The organism is Bradyrhizobium sp. USDA 4532 (assembly GCF_024171315.1).
Classification (GTDB): Bacteria; Pseudomonadota; Alphaproteobacteria; order Rhizobiales; family Xanthobacteraceae; genus Bradyrhizobium; species Bradyrhizobium australafricanum.
Map to the genome: position 1 here is coordinate 3,105,846 of NZ_JALJZN010000001.1, position 21,086 is coordinate 3,126,931.

General features: G+C 64.8%; 21 protein-coding genes. 7 read left to right on the top strand and 14 right to left on the bottom strand.

All coding sequences use genetic code 11. The features are described 5' to 3' along the window. Positions 1-96 precede the first annotated feature (96 nt). The gene (locus J2R76_RS14820) at positions 97-729 is read right to left on the bottom strand and encodes a TetR/AcrR family transcriptional regulator (RefSeq protein ID WP_076827173.1); all 633 of its coding nucleotides are present in this window, start codon (positions 727-729) and stop codon (positions 97-99) included. A 208-nt stretch (positions 730-937) separates the two neighbouring features. Between J2R76_RS14820 and J2R76_RS14825 the strand changes: the two genes are divergently transcribed. The 5 genes from J2R76_RS14825 (at position 938) to J2R76_RS14845 (ending at position 5,773) form a co-directional block, all read left to right on the top strand. Next, positions 938-1,144, top strand: coding sequence for a ferredoxin (locus J2R76_RS14825; protein WP_016842874.1), 207 nt, complete (start codon positions 938-940; stop codon positions 1,142-1,144). 74 nt (positions 1,145-1,218) lie between these two features. Continuing rightward, a complete protein-coding gene (locus tag J2R76_RS14830; RefSeq protein WP_076827172.1) occupies positions 1,219-2,445 on the top strand; it encodes a cytochrome P450 in 1,227 nt (408 codons plus the stop codon). Between the two features lie 81 nt (positions 2,446-2,526). Continuing rightward, positions 2,527-3,849 carry an MFS transporter gene (locus tag J2R76_RS14835; RefSeq protein ID WP_076827170.1) on the top strand — a complete coding sequence of 441 codons (1,323 nt, stop codon included), beginning with the start codon at positions 2,527-2,529 and terminating at the stop codon, positions 3,847-3,849. A gap of 12 nt (positions 3,850-3,861) precedes the next feature. Then, positions 3,862-4,524 carry a sulfite oxidase-like oxidoreductase gene (locus tag J2R76_RS14840; RefSeq protein ID WP_076827168.1) on the top strand — a complete coding sequence of 221 codons (663 nt, stop codon included), beginning with the start codon at positions 3,862-3,864 and terminating at the stop codon, positions 4,522-4,524. A gap of 28 nt (positions 4,525-4,552) precedes the next feature. Continuing rightward, complete coding sequence (locus J2R76_RS14845; RefSeq protein WP_076827166.1) at positions 4,553-5,773, top strand: bifunctional alpha/beta hydrolase/OsmC family protein; 1,221 nt, start codon at positions 4,553-4,555, stop codon at positions 5,771-5,773. A 254-nt stretch (positions 5,774-6,027) separates the two neighbouring features. On the opposite strand, the gene J2R76_RS14850 is transcribed toward J2R76_RS14845, so the two are convergent. Further along, a complete protein-coding gene (locus J2R76_RS14850; protein WP_076827164.1) occupies positions 6,028-7,338 on the bottom strand; it encodes an ISNCY family transposase in 1,311 nt (436 codons plus the stop codon). A gap of 166 nt (positions 7,339-7,504) precedes the next feature. Further along, the gene (locus J2R76_RS14855; protein ID WP_082653809.1) at positions 7,505-8,989 is read right to left on the bottom strand and encodes a PLP-dependent aminotransferase family protein; all 1,485 of its coding nucleotides are present in this window, start codon (positions 8,987-8,989) and stop codon (positions 7,505-7,507) included. Positions 8,990-9,036: 47 nt separating this feature from the next. Here J2R76_RS14855 and J2R76_RS14860 point away from each other — a divergent pair, with 47 nt between their 5' ends. After that, positions 9,037-9,978 (top strand): DMT family transporter, encoded by a 942-nt coding sequence (locus J2R76_RS14860; protein ID WP_076827162.1) that lies wholly within the window; start codon positions 9,037-9,039, stop codon positions 9,976-9,978. 212 nt (positions 9,979-10,190) lie between these two features. After that, positions 10,191-11,171, top strand: a complete 981-nt coding sequence (locus J2R76_RS14865) for an AraC family transcriptional regulator (RefSeq protein WP_083714984.1) — start codon at positions 10,191-10,193, stop codon at positions 11,169-11,171. A gap of 220 nt (positions 11,172-11,391) precedes the next feature. Here J2R76_RS14865 and J2R76_RS14870 read toward each other — a convergent pair whose 3' ends face one another. The 11 genes from J2R76_RS14870 to paaB form a co-directional block, all read right to left on the bottom strand. Further along, positions 11,392-11,781, bottom strand: coding sequence for a DUF1330 domain-containing protein (locus tag J2R76_RS14870; protein ID WP_076827158.1), 390 nt, complete (start codon positions 11,779-11,781; stop codon positions 11,392-11,394). Positions 11,782-12,046: 265 nt separating this feature from the next. Then, the gene (locus J2R76_RS14875) at positions 12,047-12,430 is read right to left on the bottom strand and encodes a nuclear transport factor 2 family protein (protein ID WP_057017631.1); all 384 of its coding nucleotides are present in this window, start codon (positions 12,428-12,430) and stop codon (positions 12,047-12,049) included. A gap of 152 nt (positions 12,431-12,582) precedes the next feature. Continuing rightward, positions 12,583-13,638 carry a YeeE/YedE family protein gene (locus J2R76_RS14880; RefSeq protein ID WP_057017630.1) on the bottom strand — a complete coding sequence of 352 codons (1,056 nt, stop codon included), beginning with the start codon at positions 13,636-13,638 and terminating at the stop codon, positions 12,583-12,585. Positions 13,639-13,748: 110 nt separating this feature from the next. Continuing rightward, complete coding sequence (locus J2R76_RS14885) at positions 13,749-14,783, bottom strand: zinc-binding alcohol dehydrogenase family protein (RefSeq protein WP_371852123.1); 1,035 nt, start codon at positions 14,781-14,783, stop codon at positions 13,749-13,751. A gap of 102 nt (positions 14,784-14,885) precedes the next feature. After that, positions 14,886-16,316, bottom strand: a complete 1,431-nt coding sequence (gene iaaH / locus J2R76_RS14890; protein WP_057017629.1) for an indoleacetamide hydrolase — start codon at positions 16,314-16,316, stop codon at positions 14,886-14,888. A gap of 32 nt (positions 16,317-16,348) precedes the next feature. Further along, a complete protein-coding gene (gene paaK / locus J2R76_RS14895; RefSeq protein WP_057017628.1) occupies positions 16,349-17,680 on the bottom strand; it encodes a phenylacetate--CoA ligase PaaK in 1,332 nt (443 codons plus the stop codon). Positions 17,681-17,700: 20 nt separating this feature from the next. Further along, positions 17,701-18,156 (bottom strand): hydroxyphenylacetyl-CoA thioesterase PaaI, encoded by a 456-nt coding sequence (paaI, locus tag J2R76_RS14900; protein ID WP_076827156.1) that lies wholly within the window; start codon positions 18,154-18,156, stop codon positions 17,701-17,703. A gap of 139 nt (positions 18,157-18,295) precedes the next feature. Then, positions 18,296-19,372: a 1,2-phenylacetyl-CoA epoxidase subunit PaaE gene (gene paaE / locus J2R76_RS14905; RefSeq protein WP_057017627.1), complete on the bottom strand. Its 1,077-nt coding sequence runs from the start codon at positions 19,370-19,372 to the stop codon at positions 18,296-18,298. Positions 19,373-19,374: 2 nt separating this feature from the next. Beyond that, positions 19,375-19,878, bottom strand: coding sequence for a 1,2-phenylacetyl-CoA epoxidase subunit PaaD (paaD, locus tag J2R76_RS14910; protein ID WP_076827154.1), 504 nt, complete (start codon positions 19,876-19,878; stop codon positions 19,375-19,377). Further along, on the bottom strand, positions 19,872-20,648 hold the full coding sequence (gene paaC / locus J2R76_RS14915; protein WP_076827152.1) for a 1,2-phenylacetyl-CoA epoxidase subunit PaaC: 777 nt from the start codon (positions 20,646-20,648) through the stop codon (positions 19,872-19,874). Before paaC ends, paaD begins: the two co-directional genes overlap by 7 nt. A 143-nt stretch (positions 20,649-20,791) precedes the next feature. Continuing rightward, complete coding sequence (gene paaB / locus J2R76_RS14920; protein WP_016842890.1) at positions 20,792-21,079, bottom strand: 1,2-phenylacetyl-CoA epoxidase subunit PaaB; 288 nt, start codon at positions 21,077-21,079, stop codon at positions 20,792-20,794. Positions 21,080-21,086: the final 7 nt, after the last annotated feature.

The following is a 21,086-nucleotide window of genomic DNA, read 5'->3' on the forward strand; positions in this document are numbered from 1 at the left end:
AGCGCAAAATTGCTCTGCAATTTTGTCGCGAGCTCCTCGCAATCCCGGGGCTATCTATCTCTATGGGACGAAGGGATAGGCTGCAGACGATCTGCCCTACGCCTTATCCTCCGTCGCCTGCAGCGCCACAGTGAGTGCCGCCTTGGTCTGCTCGACGATTTCGTCCAGCAACTCCTCGCGGCTGATCTGCGCGGACTCGCCGGTCAGCAGTCCCTGCTCGGCGAGCATCACGATGCCGTGCAGCCCGGCCCAGATCTTCAGCGCCTGCCGCTCGCGCAGCAGGCCGACCGCGGGCGCCTCGAACGACTCGATCAGCAGTGCCAGCGTTTCCATCGCCGCGGTGTGCAGCTCGCTGCCCTTGGGCGCGCAGGCCATGGTGCGCGACGCGAACATCAGCCGGTAGATGCCGTGGCGCTCGAGCCCGAAGGCGAGCGCGGCCTGGGCAAAGCGCGACAGCTTCGAGCCCTTGCTCGACTGCTCGATCGCCTCGCGCATGATCACGTTGAACTGCCGGAATGCTTCCGCGGTCACCGCCTCCAGCAGCGCCTCGCGGTCGGCGAAATGCCGGTACGGCGCCGGCTGCGAGACGCCGAGCTGCTTGGCCAGCGCCTTGATGCTGATCGCCTCGGGACCACCGAGCTCGACCTCGCGTAACGCGGCCTGGATCAGGGCTTCGCGGAGGTCGCCATGGTGGTAGGTTTTGAACGGCTTACGAACGATTTGTCCCATTGCGGCAATGATCGCTGAATTTTCGCTTGACGCGCAAGCGCGACGATAATGTAATATACTATAACTTGGCGATCCGGTTAAGAGGGCCGGCCGCCCAAGCAAGCCAAGAGCTTGCCTAAACAAGAACTTGCCTAAACAAGGCTTGCATAAACCGGAATGAGGAACCCGGCGCAACCCACAATGCGCCAGAGCCGAGGGAGGTGCTTGCATGTCCAAGCTCAGAATCCGCGTCGACCAGGACAAGTGCCAGGGTCACGCCCGCTGCAAATCACTCGCCCCCGAACTGTTCGAGCTCGACGAATACGGCAACGCCCATGAGGTCGGCGACGGGACGGTCCCGGCCGGGCTCGAGGACAAGGCCTGGCTCGCGCAGACCAATTGCCCGGAAATCGCGATCGAAGTCACCGAGGAATGACGGCCAGCCGGGGACGGCCGTGCGCCGCCCGTTGAGCCAACCAGCGTTTGATCGAACGAGAAGGAAACGAGCTGATGTCCGATTCCCCGTCCGCAAGCTATCTGCCCGAACATCCCCCGGTCTCCGACTGGGTCCATGATTTCGACCATACCGATCCGGTCTGGACCGACGACCCGTTCCCGATCTGGGAGACGCTGCGCGCGGCTTCGCCCGTCGTGCATACCGAGCGCTTCCTCGGCTGCTACATGCCGACCACCTATCAGGCGGTGAAGGAGATCGCCTACGACACCGAGCACTTCTCCTCGCGCCGCGTCATCGTGCGCGACATCCGCCCCGAGATCACCGCTCGCGCGCCGCCGATCACCTCCGATCCGCCGGAGCACAAGCCCGCCAAGCAGGTGCTGCTGCCGCCGTTCACGCCGGACGCGATGAAGCGGCTGGAGCCGCGGGTGCGCGCGATCTGCAACGAGCTGATCGACGAATTCATCGCCGATGGCCATTGCGACGCCGCCGCGCGCTACACCAAGCACATCCCGGTGCGCGCCATCGCCCATATGCTGGGAATTCCCGAGAAGGACGGCGACCTGTTCATCAAATGGATCCACCAGATCCTCGAGCTCGGCATCAAGAACGAAGACGAGCTGATGAACGGCGTGCGCGAGATGACCGGCTACTTCGTGGCCCATCTCGAGCAGCGCAAGCTCGAGCCGGGCGACGATCTGATCTCGCAGCTGCTGCGGGCCAAGGGCCCCGGCGGCCAGCGGCTCACCGACGAGCATGTGCTCGGCTCGCTGCGGCTGCTCTTGATCGCCGGCATCGACACCACCTGGAGCGCGATCGGCTCCTCGCTCTGGCACCTCGCCAAGACGCCGGCCGATCGCGAGCGCCTGATTACGGAGCCGGCGCTGATCCCGACCGCGATCGAGGAATTCCTGCGCGCGTATTCGCCGGTGACGATGGCGCGCGAGGTGATGAAGGAGACCACGATCTCCGGCTGCCCTGTGAAGGCAGGCAACATGGTGCTGCTGTCCTTCCCCGCCGCCAATCGCGATCCCGCCATGTTCCCCGATGCCGACAAGGTGGTGATCGATCGCAAGGAGAACCGCCACGCCGCCTTCGGCCTCGGCATCCACCGCTGCGTCGGTTCCAACCTTGCGCGGATGGAGATGCAGGTCGCGATCGAGGAATGGCTGAAGCGAATCCCTGATTTCCGGCTCGATCCGGCCGGCAAGGTCACCTGGTCGGAAGGCACGGTCCGCGGCCCGCGTCAACTGCCCGTTCTGTTCGGCAACAACGCCTGAGGAACCCGACAGCGGTTACATCGCGTCACCCAATGAGGTAGCTTGCCCCGGAATCGAACCGACGAGTCCGGGAGCAATGCAATGACCGAACAAACCGCTCAGCCCGCGAGCGATCATCTCGACATCCACGATGTCGAGCGGCGGGTGAAGGCGATCTTCATCGGCTCGGTCGGCAATCTCGTCGAGTGGTACGATTTTTACGCTTACACGGCGTTTGCGCTGTATTTCGCGCCGGCGTTCTTCCCGCACAGCGACCCGGTGGTGCAGCAGCTCAATGCGGCCGTGCTGTTTGCCGCGACCTTCCTCATGCGCCCGCTCGGCGGCTGGCTGTTCGGCTTCATCGCCGACCGCTATGGCCGGCGGCTGTCATTAACCCTCTCGGTGGTCTGCATGTGCTTCGGCTCGCTGATCATCGCGGTGACGCCGACCTATGCCTCGATCGGCATCGCGGCCCCGGCGATCCTGGCGCTGGCCCGCGTGATCGAGGGCCTGAGCCTCGGCGGCGAATATGGCGCCAGCGCCACCTATCTCAGCGAGGTCGCCGATCCCAAGCACCGCGGCTTCTATTCCAGTTTCCAGTACGTCACGCTGATCGGCGGCCAGCTCACCGCGATCATCGTGCTGCTGTTGCTGCAAAAGGTGTTCCTGACGCCCGACGAGCTGAAGGCCTGGGGCTGGCGGATTCCGTTCGTGATCGGCGCCATGCTCGCGATCGTCGCGGCGGTGATGCGCCGCAGCCTGCATGAGACCGAGGCCTTCGAGGAGGCCAAGAAGGTTTCCAAACCGACCGGCTCGATCGTCGGCTTGTTGAACTATCCGCGCGAATTGCTGCTGGTGGTCGGCCTCACCGCCGGCGGCACCGCGGCGTTCTATACCTTCACCACCTACATGCAGACCTTCGTGAAGCTGTCGGTCGGCCTCACCGAGGACCAGACCACCTTCGTGATCTTCGGCTCGCTGATCTTCGCGACCATCCTGCAACCGATCTATGGCGGGCTCTCCGATAAGATCGGCCGCAAGCCGCTGCTGATCTTCTTCGGCATCGCCGGCACGCTCGGCACGATCCCGATCCTGACCGCGCTGAAGGATACCAAGTCGCCGTTCATGGCCTTCCTTCTGATCTGCGGCGCCTGGATCTTCGTCGCCGGCTACACCTCGATCAACGCGATCGTGAAGGCCGAGCTGTTTCCAACCAACGTCCGCGCGCTCGGCGTCGGCCTGCCCTACGCCATCACGGTGTCGATCTTCGGCGGCACCGCGCCGGCGGTCGCGCTCTATTTCAAGAGCATCGGGCATGAGGACTGGTTCTACTACTATCTCAGCGGCATGATTTTCCTGTCGCTGCTGATCTACTCGACGATGCGCGATACCAAGCGCGACTCCGCGATGCACCGCCACGAATGATCGCACGACGCCATGACCGACGATAACGAACCGCCCGAGAGCAAGCTGACGCGCAGCAAGCAGCGCTGGGCACGCGAAGGCAAATTCCTCACCGGCAAGGTCACCCGGCCGGAGGAGCAGCGCCTGCCGCCGGGCCAGCATCTGACGGCGGATTGGCCGGTGCTCGATCTCGGGCTGATGCCGAACATCTCCCAGGAGCGCTGGCGGCTCGACGTCTACGGCGCGGTCGAGCAGACCATCTACTGGACCTGGCAGCAGTTCATGGCGCAGCCGCAAACGCAATTCGTCTCCGACATCCACTGCGTCACGACCTGGTCGCGCTACGACAACCAGTGGGAAGGGCTCGCCACAAGCGACCTGCTCGCCGCCTGCCAGCCGCGCGAGGACGCGCGCTTCGTCGCGCTGCATTCCTATGACGGCTATACGACGAATCTGCCGATCGAGGACTTTGCCGCCGAGGACGCGCTGCTCGCCCATAGCTGGTCGGGCAAGCCGCTGGAGCAGGAGCATGGCGGCCCGGTGCGGTTCGTGGTGCCGCATCTGTATTTCTGGAAGAGCGCGAAGTGGCTGCAGCGCATCGAATTCCTCACCGAGGACGCGCCCGGCTTCTGGGAGGTCCGTGGCTATCACAATCGCGGTGATCCCTGGGCCGAACAGCGCTATTCTGGCGACTGACACACCAACAAGATGATGGAGCCTGCCCGTGCCGCACGAACGCTTTCAATTCACCGGTGTTGGCGGCCATCAGCTGGCCGCCGCGCTTGACACGCCCGACGGGCCGATCAAGGCCTATGCGCTGTTCGCGCACTGCTTCACCTGCGGCAAGGACGTGCTGGCCGCAAAGCGCATCGCGGTCGCGCTCGCGGCCAAGGGCATCGCCACGCTGCGCTTCGACTTCACCGGCCTCGGCTCCAGCGAGGGCGAGTTCGCCAACTCGACCTTCTCGTCGAACGTCGCCGATCTCGTCCGCGCCGCCGACCATCTGCGCGAGATGCGCACAGCACCCGCGATCCTGATCGGCCACAGCCTGGGCGGCGCCGCGATCCTCGCCGCCGCGGGTCAAATCCCCGAGGCCAAGGCGGTCGCGACCATCGCCGCGCCGTCAGATCCCGTCCATGTCACGCATTTCTTCAGAGACCGGATCGAGGACATTCGCACGCAGGGCGAAGGCGAAGTCTCGCTCGCGGGCCGCCCGTTCCGCATCAAGCGCGAATTCCTCGACGACGTCGCCGAGCAGAAGTTGATGGCGCAGGTGAAGCAGCTGCACAAGGCGCTGCTGATCATGCATTCGCCGACCGACGACACCGTCGGCATCGACAACGCCACGCACATCTTCAGCGCCGCCAGGCACCCCAAGAGCTTCGTCTCGCTGGCCGAGGCCGACCATCTCTTGAGCGGCAAACAGGATGCCGACTATGTCGCCGACGTGATCGGCGCCTGGGCCGAACGCTACATCGATATCGCGCCGCAGCCGGCGGCGGATACCGGCACTGCGCCGCGCAACGTCGTGGTGCAGGAGACCCGCGCCGGCAAGTTTCAGCAGATCATCACGGCAGGCCCGCATCGCATGCTGGCCGACGAGCCGATCGCCGTCGGCGGTCAGGATTCCGGCCCCGGGCCGTACGACTTCGTGCTGGCCGGGCTAGGCGCCTGCACCTCGATGACGATGCGGATGTATGCCGACCGCAGGTCGCTGCCGCTCGGTCGCGTCACCGTAACGCTGACGCACAGCAAGATCTACGCGAAGGATTGCGAGGAGTGCGAGACGCGCGAAGGCATGCTCGACCAGATCGACCGCGTCATCAGGATCGAGGGCGACCTCGACGCCGACCAGCGCAAGCGGCTGATGGAGATCGCCGACAAGTGCCCGGTGCACAAGACGCTGACGTCGGAGGTGCGGATCGTCACCAAGGCCGCGGAGTAAGCCTGCGACACAGCGAGACGGGTCGTGCCGTAGCAGCATCTGGGCGGCGTCCCTCTCCCGCACGAGGGCCGTCGCAGGGGCGTGCTAAAAAATATCGAAAACAACCCCATGCAAAGGTGCCGGCGGCCGCCGGCGCTCGACAAGGCAACTGTCCGTAGCGGGTGAAGATGTCGTGTTTTTGTAGCTCGTGATCTGTCGCCTTCGTTGTTGATTATCGGCGTGGCCGGAAGGCGCGGACGGCTCGGCCGATTTGGTCATGCCAGGGATATTGTTGGTGGGGACTTTGTCAGTTTCTTTGTTCGGCTTGAAGCCCGTTTCTCCGCCCCGACCCGCACGATCTTGACGGCGGTGCGCGCAGGAGCGGTCAAGGACGCGCGCTTGCGCGCCCGCCAGGGCTTGTCCTTGACGGCTCCGAGCACGCCGCCAGGCTGGGGCGCGTCGGGGCTGATCTGCTGTCCGTTGGCGCTAAACATCGCCAACCGATGCGGTCCGAGGAACACGCTGACGGTGCCATCGGGATACTCATGGAGGCGCACCACAGCCTTGACGAAGTGAGGCCTGAGCCGGCTCTCCGGCAACTGCAGCCGCCGACCGTTCCATGCAACGGTATTGTCGTTGGCGACGGTTCGCTCCTCGATCACGCACAGCGCCTCGCGCCAGGCCTCATGCCGGTCGGCCACGAATGCCGTGCCTTCCTGTTCGGGCTTGATCGCAAACGCGGCGTTGTGCCCGGGGATGTAATGCGCCTTCAGCCACGCGTTGGCAGCCTCAACCGTCGTGATCCCGGCAAGCCGCAGCTCCTTCGGCAGCCGGTCCTGCAAGGTGCCGAACACCCGCTCGGAGCGCCCGCGCGCCTGCGGCGAATAGGCTGCGATATGCTCGATCCCAAGATGCGACAAAGCCCGTCCCACCTGGGTTTGTTGCGTCTTCGAGATCTTCTCGCCAGCTTTTGGGGTCAGGAAATAATGGCTGCCGCGGTCGGTGTAGAGCGCGCAGAACAGGCCATGCTCGCCAATCACTTCGCGCAAGGCCTGGAAGGTCGAGGCCGTTCCTTCTTCCTCGACCAGCACCATCGAGTAGATCTCGCTGGTCGCATCGTCCATCGTGACGATCAGGTCCCTCGCGGGCAGGCCTTCGATCCAAACGTGGCGCGATCCGTCCTGGTGCAGCAGCATGCCCCGAAGCGGCCGCCGCGGCCGCTTCTTGCGGTGCGCCGAACGCTTCGGAGCCTTCCGCACCAGCCCTGCCGCGTGCAGCGCCAGCTTCGTCACCGTATAGCCCAGCACATAGTCGTGCCGCTTTTGCATCTGCTCGTGGAAGTGCTTCACCGTGAAGTCCGCGTACTTGTCCCGGTACAGCGCAAGCATCCGTTCCAGCTCCTCCTCCGGCGCCCGCCGTGGCGAACGACGCCCCAGCCGGCGGTCGACAAGCCCGTCGTCGCCCTCCGCCTCATAGCGCTCCGCCCAGCGTTGAAACGTCCGAACACTGATCCCAAGAACCTCCGATGCTGCCTCCTGCGTCAGTTCCTTCGCCTCCGTCCGATCCAGCAAATCTGAAAACCGCATCCGTCGTACACCCTCGTGAATGGATGCCGTGCCCATCGTGCCCCCCTTGTTCCGGAGCACCGAAAACACGACACTTCACGAGCTACAAACAGGCGACAGATCACGAGCTACTGACACCGCTCGACAAGGCAACTTGACACGTCGGGCAACTCAGGGATATCTTCCATTATTCCGAAATCGTGCGAGCGTCCCTTTGCCCGCGCGCCGCGCGCTTGCCGGTCAGGCAGTTCGCCATGATCCGCACCGCGGCGCCGATCTCGTTCTCGCGCCAGGCGGCGAAGCCGAGCAACAGGCCGTGGTCGCGCGGCCGCTCCAGCGCGAGGCTCGACAGTGCGCGCACCTCGACGCCGGCGACCACCAGGCGCGTCACAGCATCCCGGTCCGCACGGCCATCCTTGAAACGGGCAATCAGCTGCATGCCGCCCGGCGGCACCTCGGCGGTGAGCACCTCGCCGAGCTGCCGCGCCAGCGCCGCCGCGAGGTGATCGCGGCGCGCGCGATAGATCCGCCGCATCCGCCTGACATGCGCCAGGAAATACCCGTCGGCCATGAAGCCGGCCAGCGCCTCCTGGACATGCACGGAGGCGATCAGCCCGAGATGGCGCTGCGCGATCTCCATCGTCCGCGCCAGTGATGGCGGCACCACCAGATAGCCGATGCGGATATCGGCGGTCATCGCCTTGGCGAAGGTGCCAAGATAGAGCACGCGTCCCTCGCGATCGAGCCCCTGCAGCGCCGGCATCGGGCGACTGTCATAGTGAAACTCGCCGTCGTAATCGTCCTCGACGATCCAGGTCTTGCCGGGCTCGGCAGAAGCCAACAGCTCGGTGCGGCGCGCGACCGGCATCACGCGCCCTGTGGGGTGCTGATGCGAGGGCGTGGTGAAGATCAGCTTCGGCGCGCGCGTCGCGCGCGTCCGCATCATGCCCCATTGATCGAGGCTGACACCGACGACGTTTGCACCGGCGGCACGAAACGCCGCCGCCGCACCGGGATAGCCGGGATCCTCGGTCCACACCGCATCGCCGGCGACGATGGTGGTCGCGGCGATCAGCGTCAGCGCCGCCTGCGCCGTCGGCAGCACCAGGATCTGATCGGCCTCGGCGCGCACGCCGCGGCTGACTTCGAGATAATCGCGCAAGGCCTCGCGCAGGCTCGGCCGGTTGACCACGGTCTGGTCATTGAAGCGGCGGCGCAATGCGCTGCGACGCAGGCAGCGCGCCCAGATCTCGTGCGGAAACTCCCGTGCATCCGCAAGCCCGGGACGCAGCGGCCGGAAATCGGCCTGGTAGGACAGCGGCCAATCCGTATCGGAGAGCTGCAACGCCCAAGGCGACAGCAGCGGCTTGCGGGCGGCATCACGGCGTGGCGCGGGCAGAGCCTTGGCGAAGCGCGCCTCGATATCGTCGGTCACAACCGGCCGCCGCCGCGCCGCGACCCGCAGATACCCTTCGGCGACGAGCTGCTCATAGGCATGCGTCACGGTGTTGCGCGCCACGTCGAGCTCGGCCGCAAGGCTGCGGCTCGATGGCAGCATGGCGCCGCTCCTGATCCGGCCGCTCGCCATCAGCGCGCGCAGCTGCTGGGTCAACTGCGCGGCCAGCCCGGCATCGTCCGATCGCTTCAGCGCGAGCAATTCGGCGAGGATCAATCTGGCTCCACTACTCTACCAAATCTGGCTCTTTCGAGAGAGCCAGCATGATCCTATTCACAAGCGGTATTGCCTGCAAGGATCCTGCCGTGAACCAGTCACTCTCCCCCGCCAAGGCCGCCGCCCTGTTCATCGTCGTGGTGCTGGCCTGGGGCATCAACTGGTCGGTCACGAAATCGCTGGTCGAGGCGGTGCCGCCGCTGTGGACCGCATCGATCCGCAGCTGGGTCGCCCTGATCGCGCTGCTGGTGATCCTGCGCGCCAGCGGCAATTTGATCATTCCGCGGATCGCCGATGTCCCGGTCGTGCTCAGCGTGGCGCTGCTGCACATGACGTTTTTCTCGACGCTGGTCGCCGCCGGCCTGCGCTATCTCCCGGCCAGCAAGGGCGTCGTGCTCGGCTACACCACGCCGCTCTGGGTCGCGCTTGCCGCGGCCGCCGCGCGCACCGAACGGCTCGGGACGCTCAAGCTTGTCGGCGTCGCGCTGGGACTCGCCGGGCTCGGCGTGATCCTCAACCCGGCGTCGCTGGACTGGAGCAATCTGCATGTCCTCGCCGGCGCCGGCATGATCATCATCGCCGCGATCTGCTGGGCCGCGAACATCATCTATATCCGCTCGCACCGCTGGATCGCGACGCCGCTGCAATTGCTGCTGTGGCAGGTGCTGGTCGCGACGCTGGTGCTGACGATGTCGGCGCTCGTCACCGAAGGCGTGCCCGAGGTGAAATGGTCGCCACACCTCCTGCTGCTGTTCCTCTATTCCGGCTTCATCGGTACGGCGTTGGCCTATTGGGCGATGTCCATGGTCAACAAGAGCCTGCCGGCACTGACCACCTCGCTCGGCACCACGGCGACGCCGATCGTCGGTATCGTGACCGCAGCCCTCTTGCTCGGCGAGCCGATCGATCTCTCGCTGGCGATTGCCGCGGCCCTGATCGTCGGTGGGATCGCGCTGAGCTCGCTCGCGGATGCGCCGTCGCGTGCGTAATTAGGACCTGTGCTCATAGATTCGTCACGTCCGCTTCGGTCTCGGAAGCTGACGTCGAAACCGACGCGCTGCATGTCGGCCTTGGGCCACAAGCGGTCCTCAACAGGACGAATGTCGCGCAGCCGGCTTCCCTTTGTAAGCCATTTCACACAGTAGCGAAGCGCCGCCCATTATGATTACTTGAGGGACTGCCCCCAAAACGGGAGGTCGAGATGCCAACGTCATCTCACCTTTTGCGATGGTCGACCGAGATGCTGCCGGAGCGCGTGCGGTTCTCCACGTTCCGTGAGGAGTTTGCGCGGCTGAACCTCGCGTTGGACGTGATAGACCACAGCGGTGGCCGCCCACGTATCGACGTCACCTGCTTGTCGCTCGGTGCGGTTGGCGTTTGTAGCCTTGTCACGACGCCGGTGGAGTTTATTCGTCACAAACACCACCTCAAGGATAGCCGTGAGCAATTCGGACTGAACCTCGTCGAGGCTGGACCGGTCCAATTTGCAAATGCTGGCCAAGAGTATGGCTATGACGTCGGCTCCGCTTGTTTGGTCGATCGGGGAAGGACGCTGCGAGTATTTGGGCCGCGTGGGGGGAGCGTCAAATTCGTAACCGTGCAGGCTGCCGCCCTTAGGTCTCTGGTGGCCAACCCGGAAGACCTATCAGGTCGGCCAGTGCGTTCCGGACCGGCGCTGAGACTTCTCAACCGCTACCTGCGGTCGCTCGCATCCTTCAAAGAACCTCCGTCATCAGAGCTAGCCGCCACCGTCGGCGTACATCTCCTCGATCTTGTCGCCGCGACGCTCGGGCCGACCGACCAAGCAACAGACATCATTACGGAGCGCGGTGTGAAGGCAGCAAAGCTGCAGGCGATCCTAGCGGAAGTCGCGAGACGCTACAGCGATCCCAATTTCGATTTGAACAAGGTCGCTGGGGCGATCGGCATGTCGCGGCGATACGTGCAAAAATTGCTCGAGGAGGGGACCGGAAAGTCTTTCACCGAGCATCTTGCAGGACGCCGGCTCGAGCGTGCCTTCGCGATGTTGACTGACCCGCACCATCTGCATTTGGCCATCATCGACATCGCGTATGCAGTCGGCTTTGGTGACGTTTCTAATTTCAATCGCACGTTCCGCCGGCACTTCGGCGAGACGCCCTCAGGTGTGCGCGCCGCATCGACCATGCGGGAGCAGAAGTGATCCTGCGGCTCCTTACCAGTGCGCCGACGATGCCGCAGAATGCGAGTATTTGCGGGCTTCGCGAACACCCTTTCTTTAACATCATCGCCAAGAGGCGCATACCGACATCGCAGGGAATGAGCGCTAGACATGCAGACCGTCAGCTTAGGGCTAGCAGGCAACATCGAAATGAATTAGGCCGCCAACTGAGGCGGCCTAGTCATGTGACCAAAGTTGGTGGTCACTTCTCAACTTCCACGATGTATCGCCGTATCGTTTTCGCGGTTTTCGCGCCCTCAGGTGCAAGGTCCTTCCAGACCTTGGACTGGAAAAATGCTATCGCGGCATCTGCGCTATCCCACTCGGTCATGGCCACACTGATTGGAGCAGGCCCACCCTCCGCGTGGAAAACTCTGCCTTTCAAAGTCCCCATTGAGCGGCCACCGGCCTCGGCCAGTGCCCTTCTCGCTGCCTCGATATAAGCGGGCGAAACAGTTGCACCAGCAATTGGTTCGATCTCACCGATACTGTAGGCCTTCAGCTTGGTTTGAGCGTGCAAACCTTGGAACGCGAACCCGCCGATTGCGATGCCGCTGAGCAGTGACAATGCCATCAAGTATTGAGTTTTCATGATTTCCTCCAGCTTGCCGATAACCGGCCGGGCGAGAGTAGGGTGAGAGGCAGCCGCACTCAACTTCGATAAAAGCGCGAGGGACTTCCGGTGACCCTCGAAGAGCCAACCTCTCGGGAGTCATGCAGACCATCAGCTTAGGGCCATCCCGGACTCATGCGTGCGATGACCATCCTACTCGATCACCTCGTCGACATTGGCAGGCAACGCACGAGAATGATGAGCCGGAGCACGCTGCGGTGGTGAGATTGAATGCAAAGACATCTCAACGTATTGGCTCGATCCATTGGGCGCGCGACGGCCCCGGCTCAAAGGGATCACCGAAGTACTGGGTTTCACGAACGACCTTCCCGCCTCTGAATTCCATGATGCTCACCGTGTAAGATGGCAAGCCGTCGTATGTAAGGACAAATTCAGTAACCCAAAGGTCGGCAGCGCCGAGTATGCGTCGCACCGTAAAGCGCTTCTTGTTCGGCTGCGCAAAACGAGACGCTTGAATATTGCGTCGACCGCGGATTCTCTCCCCGGATTGAGGGTACTCAAGCACGGCATCATCACGGTAAATCTCATGCTCCGCCTCGAAGTCATTTGCATCTGAGGCTGCCCAGTGATGATCCAAAGCCGCTCGAATGGTTTGATCTTCATTCATTCTCTTCCCTCGCGTCGCAATGCTGCATATTATCTCCAAAACGGAGCATCGGCACGAACGGAATGTCTGCTGAGGGGCCATAAGACGCCGATAACTACCGAACCGGGCAACTTCCGCTTTATGACGGGAAGCCGACGGTTATGAGGACACGCCTAGGCCGTCGCAAGCGGCCTGACCCGCAAGCTCCCGCGCAGGCCGGCGCCGGTGCCGAGCATGATGCCGGCGATCGCGATGAGGGACGACAGCGAGAGCGTCGACAGCCCAGTCAGCCCCTGCCCGACCGAGCAGCCGAACGCCATCACGCCGCCCGCGCCCATCAACGCGGCGCCGCTCGCCGAGCGCAGCATATGCTGCGGCGACCGGTAGCCTTCGAGCTGGAAGCGCCCGGTGGCGATGGCCGTGATCAGGCTGCCGGCGAACACGCCGAACACGGTGACGATGCCGAAATTGAGCGTCGAGCCGGTCGACAGCATGACGTATTGCAGGGCGTCGGCGATCGGCGCGATGAAGGTCAGCGACGTCACCGGCACCGGATTGAAATCATCGGCGCCGAGATAGCCGGTCGCGTACCAGCCCCCCGCCACCAGCAGGCCGACGATCAGGCCGGCCGCGATCTGGCCCGGTGACTTGCGGAATGGCGCATGGGCAAAGGCGAAAATAATCAAGAGGGCTGCGAGAACCGAGGCCGCCACCATCCGCGCCGGCACCGCGCCGAGGCCGATGTCCGCCAATAGCGCCGGCACCGAATTGGCTGACACTGTGGCCTGTGACGCCTGCACCATCGCGATCCGCGCCGGGGCGATCAGGCCCTTCAGCGTCATCTCGGCGAAAATGCCGAGCACGATCACGACCACGAAGGAGCGCAGATTGCCGCGCCCGAGCAGCACCAGCGCCCGCGAGCCGCAGCCATTCGACAGCACCATGCCGTAGCCGAACAGGAGCCCGCCGAGGAACATCACCGGCGCCGAGAAGGACGGTTGCAGATAGATCGACTTGCCGAGATCGACGAGGCCTGCCGCCGCCAACAGCTGCGAGGCCGCGATCGCGACGCCCATCGCCAGCGCATAGGTGCGCGCCAGGCGGCCGTCGCCCTCCGCCCACCAGCCGCGCAGGCCGCTCATCATGCAGAAGCCGCTGAGCAGCGCGACCGAGCCATAGATGAGGCCGATGGTCAGGGCGGCAATGATGACGATCGTGGCGGGGTCCATAATAGTCCTTCAATTACGTTCGTCATTGCGAGCGACGCGAAGCAATCCATACTATCACGCTGGAGAGAAATGGATTGCTTCGTCGCTTCGCTCCTCGCAATGACGGTGAACTAGGGTCGCAAAATCACGCGGTCGCGCGACGAGCCTGCCACGGCAACAAACGCCGCCTTGGCCTGTTCCAGCGGGTAGATCGCGCTCGGCTTGATCGGGAATGGCTTCAGATGTCCGCCGGCAAAGCCCGGCGCGAGCTCGCGCAACACCTCGCCGGTCGCAACCGACGACAGCGCAAGCGTGTCGATGCCGACATAGGTGTGCTGGCCGCGGTAGAATTCGAGGATGTTGAACTGCACGATGCGGTCGACCGCCGCGATCAGGATCTGGCGGCCGCGCAGCGCCAGCGACTTGTGCGCGGCCTGGAAATAGGGATCGCCGACCGTGTTGTAGACGATGTTGGCGCCCTTGCCGCCGGTCAACTCGCGCACGCGAGCGGCGACGTCGGTGGTCGAGGCGTCGATCACCTCGACCGGCGAATTGCTGTGGCCTTCATAGGGCTCGCTCTTGCGCACCACGCCGATCACGCGCGCGCCGTGCCAGCTCGCGATCTGCACCGCGGCCTGCCCGACCTTGCCGTTGACGCCCATCACGAGCACGGTCTCGCCCGCCTTCGGCAGGCCGGCGCGGCGCAGGCCCTCCATCGCGGTGACGAAGGGCACGCCGATCCCGGCGGCTTCGTCCCAGGAAAAGCCCGCGGGTTTTTCCACCACGGCATCGCGCTCGACCACCAGATGCGTGGCATGGGTGCCGTCGCGGCGGATGCCGAGGTCGCCGGACGAGCCGAACACCTCACGCCCGATGAATTCAGCGGGACCATCGATTACGACACCGGCGTAGTCGCGGCCCGAGGTACGCGGGAATATGGCATAGGGCATCAGCCCGGTCGCGGCCTTGACGTCGGACGGATTGACCGCGGCGGCCCTCACCTCGATGAGCAGATCGTCCGCCGCGCGCGACAACGCAAGGGTCTCGACCGCTGGCGCCACCGCCGCCGCGTTCTCCGCCTTCGTCAGCAGGCGGACGCAGCGCGCGTCGACAGGATGACGGTTTGCTTGCGGGGCCGGCGGCATCAGCGTTCCAGTCTCGGTCATGGAGCGCGCCGCAAGGCACGCGGATGGTGGCGGCCGGATGGCCTCGGGCCATGACTAATCGACTGACCGATCAATTCAAGGGGCTTGTTGCGGCCGGCCGAGTCAGAGCTTCGGCGGCGGGGCCGTGCCCAGGATCGCCTCGATCGACAGGCCGAGCCCGAGCAGCCTTGCATCGCTGCCGACCGGACCGTCGAGCTCGAGCCCAACCGGCAGGCCATCGGACGTCATGCCGGCATAGAGCGACAGCCCGGGAAGGCCAGCATTGCTGCCGGGATCGGTGTTGCGGATCAAGGTGCCGAAGGTCGGCACCTGCGCGCCGCCATTGACCGACATCTCGCCGGATCCGTTGTTTTCGTCGATGACCGGTGCAGGCGCGATCGTGGTCGGAAACAGGATCGCATCCAGCCCGTTGTCCCTGATGTAGGTGGCATAGATCGCCTGCAGCACCGGCCGCTGCACTTTGATTGCATCATCATAGGCGGCACCGAAGGCGTCCGTAGTGATGGCACCGAATGCGCCGACGACATCAGGACTGGCGACGCCGGCCGCGATGTCGGACAGCGTGATCCCTTCAATCCCGGAGGCGGCGAGCCAGGCCGGGATATCGGCGATCGGCTCGTGCAACGCGACCACAAACGACACCTTGCCGTTCTGCTCAAACAGATCGGGCATGTCGACATCGACCAGCACCGCGCCGGCCGCCGAGAGCCGGGCGCAGGCTGCGCGGGCGACGGCTTCGACATCGCGATCGAGGCCGCTCCAGAAACAGGCGGGAATGCCGAGACGCACGCCGCGTAGCGGGATGCTCGTTGCCAGCGGCGTGCCTGTCATCACGGCATCGAGCAGCGCGACATCGGCGACGGTGCGTCCCATCGGGCCGACGGTGTCGCGGGTATGGCTGATCGGAACCACCTGGTTGTCATCGTGATAACGCCGCTCGGCGCCGCCATCGCCGACTGAAGGCCGAAGGCCCACGGTCCCGGTCAACGCCGCGGGCACGCGGGTCGAGCCGCCGGTGTCCGATCCGAGGCCACAGGTGGCGATGCGCGCGGCGATCGCCGCCGACGTTCCGCCGGACGACCCGCCCGGGATCCGGCTGGTGTCGTATGGATTCCGCACCGGTCCCGCGAACGGTGCGAGATTGGTACTGGTGATGCCGAAGGCAAGCTCGTGCAGATTGGTCTTGCCGATGACGACGGCACCCGCATCGAGCAGCTTTTGCAGCGACGGCGCATTGCGCGCAGGCCGCGCGTGTTGCAGCGCCGGCGTGCCGCCCGATGTCGGCAGTTCTGATGTGTTGATATTGTCCTTCACGACGATCGGAAGCCCGGCCAGCACGCCGGTCCGCGTCCCGGCATCGACCTCGCGCGCCGCGGCCAGCGCGCCGTCGCGGTTCAGCACGATGAAGGCGTTGAGGTGCTTGAGCCGCTCCGCACGATCGAGCGCGGCCTCGACGACACTGACCGCCGTTACCTTGCCGGCGCGGATATCAGCCAGGATCTCCGCAGCGGTCGTTTCATTGGTGTCGGCCATACCCTGCGCCCTGTTGAATTGCAGGGATTAGGCTATTCTTTCGGCCGCTTGTCGTAAACACGTTTCGCCTTGCCGAGCGAACGCTCCAGCGTCTCGGGCGCAACGACGCGGACGCGGGTGGAGATGCCGATCGTGTTCTTGATGAAGGCGGAGACCTTCTCGGCGTGTGCAGTCAGCCCCTCACCGTCCCAGCTCTCCGGCCGGGCTTCGGCGAGCACCGTCATCTCGTCCATGCGGCCCTCACGGGTCAGCTCGATGACAAAGTGACCGCCGCACCAGTCGGTCGCCAGCAGCGCTTCCTCGATCTGGGTCGGGAACACGTTGACGCCGCGCAGGATGATCATGTCGTCGGAGCGGCCGGTCACCTTCTCCATCCGCCGCATGCCGGGCCGCGCCGTGCCGTGCAACAGCCGCGTCAGGTCGCGGGTGCGGTAGCGGATGATCGGAAAGGCTTCCTTGGTCAGCGAGGTGAACACCAACTCGCCCTTCTCGCCGTCGGGCAGCACCTTGCCGGTCAGGGGATCGATCACCTCCGGATAGAAGTGGTCCTCCCAGATGTGCAGGCCATCCTTGGTCTCCACGCATTCCTGCGCGACGCCGGGACCGATCACCTCCGACAAGCCATAGATGTCGGTGGCGTCCATGTCGAACGCCTGCTCGATCTCGACGCGCATCGCATTGGTCCAGGGCTCGGCGCCGAAGATGCCGAACTTGAGCGACGATTTGCGCGGGTCGAGGCCCTGTCGCTTGAACTCGTCGAGGATCGCCAGCATGTAGCTCGGCGTCACCGTGATGATGTCGGGCCGGAAATCATTGATGAGCTGCACCTGCCGCTCGGTCATGCCGCCCGAGATCGGGATCACCGTGCAACCCAGCCGCTCGGCGCCGTAATGCGCACCGAGGCCGCCGGTGAACAGGCCATAGCCATAGGCGTTGTGCATCAGCATGCCGGTGCGGCCGCCGGCGGCGCGGATCGAGCGCGCCATCACGTCCGCCCAGGTGTCGATGTCGGCTTTGGTGTAGCCGACCACGATCGGCTTGCCGGTCGTGCCCGAGGACGCATGGACCCGCACCAATTGTTCGCGCGGCACCGCGAACATGTTGAAGGGATAATTGTCGCGCAGATCCGTCTTCACCGTGAACGGAAATTTGGCGAGATCGGGAAGCTGCCTGAAGTCGGACGGCTGCACGCCGGCGGCATCGAACGCCTTCCTGTAGTGCGCGACATTGTCATAGGCATGCTTGAGCGACCAGGCCAGCCGCCTGGTCTGCAGCGCCATGATCTCGTCGCGCGAGGCGCGCTCGGCCGCATCGAGCTCGGCGTGATAACCGCTGTCCTTGACCTTGAGCTTTGCCGTTGCCATCGACGTTTCCCCTGAAGCCTTTATGCCTGGATGTCCGTGTCGGGCAGCCAGGTGCCCGCTATCACGCGCGAATGCCCGCGGAATTCGGCGATCACGCTGTCGCCGGAGGTCACGCTCACGTCGTAGATTCCCGAGCGGCCATTGCGCGAGATCTCGCGCGCGGTCGCCACCAGGCGGTCGCCAAGCTTGCCGGGCCGGATGAAAGTGACGTTGCCCTGCGCCGCCACCGCGCGATCGTTGCGGCTGTTGCAGGCAAAGGCGAAGGCTGAATCGGCCAGCGTGAAGATGTAGCCGCCATGACAGATGCGCTGGCCGTTGACCATGTGCGGCTGCACCGTCATCGCCATCACCGCCTGCCCCGGCCTGATCTCGACGAGCTCCATGCCGAGGCCCTTGCTGGCGTCGTCTTCCTTCCACATCGCGTCCGCGCAGGCGCGGGCAACGTCCTCGGGCGATAGCGTGGCCTTCACGTTCACATCGAACTCCCTGTGCCCGGGCCCGTTGCGGAGGGCCTCTTGTGCCGAACTTCAATTTCAAGCGCGACGCACGAGGCGTCAACGCTACTTCCGTCATTCCGGGACGATGCGCAGCAGCGAACCCGGAATGACGACAATCTCAGACGTGGTCGTAGTCGACCACGACCTTCTCAGAGCACGGCTTGGCCTGACAGGTGAGGATGAACCCCGCCTTCAGCTCCCACGGCTCCAGCGAATAATTCAGGTCCATCGGCGCCTCGCCTTCGACCAGCTTGGCGCGGCAGGTCGAGCACATGCCGCCCTTGCAGGCAAACGGCAGGTCCATGCCGGCGCGCAGCGCAGCGTCGAGGATCGACTCGCCGTCGGCCACCGGGACCTCGCGGCGCTTGCCGTCGATGATCAGCCCGGCAATCGCCTTCGGCGGCGCGCCGGCCGGAACGACGACCTTCGCCCGCGGCTTGCCGCCGAATTCCGACACGAAGCGTTCGACATGGATGCGCTCGTCGGCGATGCCGATCTCGCGGCAGGTGGCCTCGATGGTCTCGCTCATCGCGGCCGGACCGCAGACGAAGACGTGATCGACCGTCTCGGCCGGCACCAGCGAGCGCAGCAGCACCCGCACCTTCTCGCCGTCGAGCCGGCCGTGCAGGATCGGAATGTCCTGCTCCTCGCCCGAGATGACGTGGAATACCGAGAGCCGCTGCATGAAGCGGTCCTTCAGCTCCTCCAGCGCCTCGCGGAACATGACGCCCTCAGTCGAACGGTTGCCGTAGAACAGGAAGAAGCGGCTGTCCGGCTCACGCGCCAGCACGCCCTTGATGATCGAGAGGATCGGCGTGATGCCGCTACCGGCGGCAAAGCCGACATAGGTCCGCGCCTCGCCCGGCGCGTGGGCGACGCCGAAACGCCCGGTCGGCGTCATCACGTCGAGCTCGTCGCCGGTCTTCAATTCCTCGGCCGCCCAGTTCGAGAATGCGCCGCCGTCGACCTTCTTCACCGCGATGCGCAATTCGCCGTCGTCGGGACCGGAGCAGATCGAATAGGAGCGGCGAACCTCCTCGCCATCCATCGTGGTGCGCAGCGTCAGATACTGGCCCGGCGTAAAACGGTAGTCGCCTTGCAGATCGTCGGGGATCGCAAAAGTCATCGAGATCGCGTCCGACGCTTCGCGGCGCAGATCGCTGACGGACAGGCGGTGAAAGCGCGGTGTCGACATGGTCAATGACACTTGAAGTAATCGAAGGGTTCACGGCAGCTCCTGCAGCGCCACAGCGCCTTGCAGGAGGTCGAGCCGAATTCGGAGAGCAGCTCTGTATCAACGGAGCCGCATTGCGGGCACATCACATGCTGCTCGCCGAACAGCGCGCGGCGCGAGGAGCCCGGCAGCGGCGGCGCGATGCCGTACTCCTTCAGCTTGCGGCGGCCGTCCTCGCTCATCCAGTCGGTGGTCCAGGCCGGCGACAGCACGGTGCGGACCTTCGGCCCATGAATGCCTTCACGCGCCAGAGCGAGCTCGATCTCGAGTGCGATCATGTTCATGGCGGGACAGCCGGAATAGGTCGGCGTGATCGCGACCTCGACGTGACCGTCGTGGACCGCGACATCGCGCAGCACGCCGAGATCGGCGATGGTCAGCACCGGGATCTCGGGATCGACCACCTGCGCGGCCGCGCGCCAGGCGCGCCGGCGCAGATCGGCATCGCTGAGCGCAACGGTCACCATGTTGCCCCCGGAAAGGTCCGCTGCATCGATTGCAGCTCGCTGAGGAGATGGCCGAGATGTTCGCTGTGGCTGCCGCTGCGGCCGCCCTGCTGCATCCAATCGCTCTTCGGCAGTGCCAGCGTCGCCTCGTTGATGATGCCGGTGACCGTCTTCAGCCAGCGCGGCTGCAGCGCCGCCGGGTCGATCGCAATGCCGGCATCGATCAGGCCGCGCTCGCCGTCGTCCACCGCGAACATCTCGCCGGTATAGGCCCAGAGATCGTCAATGGCGTCCTGCGCGCGGCGATGGCTCTCCTCGGTGCCGTCGCCGAGGCGAACGATCCATTCCGACGAATGTCTGACATGATAGGCACTCTCCTTCTCCGACTTCGCCGCGATCGCGGCAAACGTCGGATCGGACGAGGCCATCATGGCGCGCCAGTAGAGATCGGCAAATGCCGCGTAGAAGAACTGCCGCACCATGGTGTGGGCAAAGTCGCCGTTCGGCTGCTCGACCAGCAGCAGGTTGCGGTACTGCCTGACGTCGCGCAGATAGGCGAACTTGTCTTCGTCGTTGCCTCGGCCTTCGACCTTGGCCGCGTAGGTGTAGAGCTCACGGGCCTGACCGAGCAGGTCGAGCCCCATATTGGCGAGCGCCATGTCCTCTTCCATCGCAGGCGCATGGCCGCACCATTCGGACAGCCGATGGCCGAGGATCAGCGCGTCGTCGGCGCGGCGCAGCGCGTAGAGCACCAGCGGCGTTTCGGAGACTTCGATGTTGGCGGTTGCCATGTTCTCTATTCCACCTGCATCCACTTGCTCGACGTCATCCTGAGGAGCCTGCGCAGCAGGCGTCTCGAAGGATGGCCGCGGTTACGATCGGGCGTCATGGTTCGAGACGGCGCTGCGCGCCTCCTCACCATGACGGGTGAAATTCACATGTGCCCGACTTCGTCGGGGACGTCGTAAAAGGTCGGGTGACGGTAGATCTTGGATTCCGCCGGCTCGAACATCATGCCCTTCTCGGACGGATCGGACGCGGTGATCGCGTTCGAGGGCACCACCCAGATCGACAGCCCCTCGCCGCGGCGGGTGTAGATGTCGCGCGCGGCCTGCAGGGCGAGCGTCGCGTCGGCCGCATGCAGCGAGCCGACATGCTTGTGCGCCAGGCCATTGCGGCTGCGGATGAAGACTTCCCAGAGCGGAACGTTCGGCGTGGCCATGGCGGCG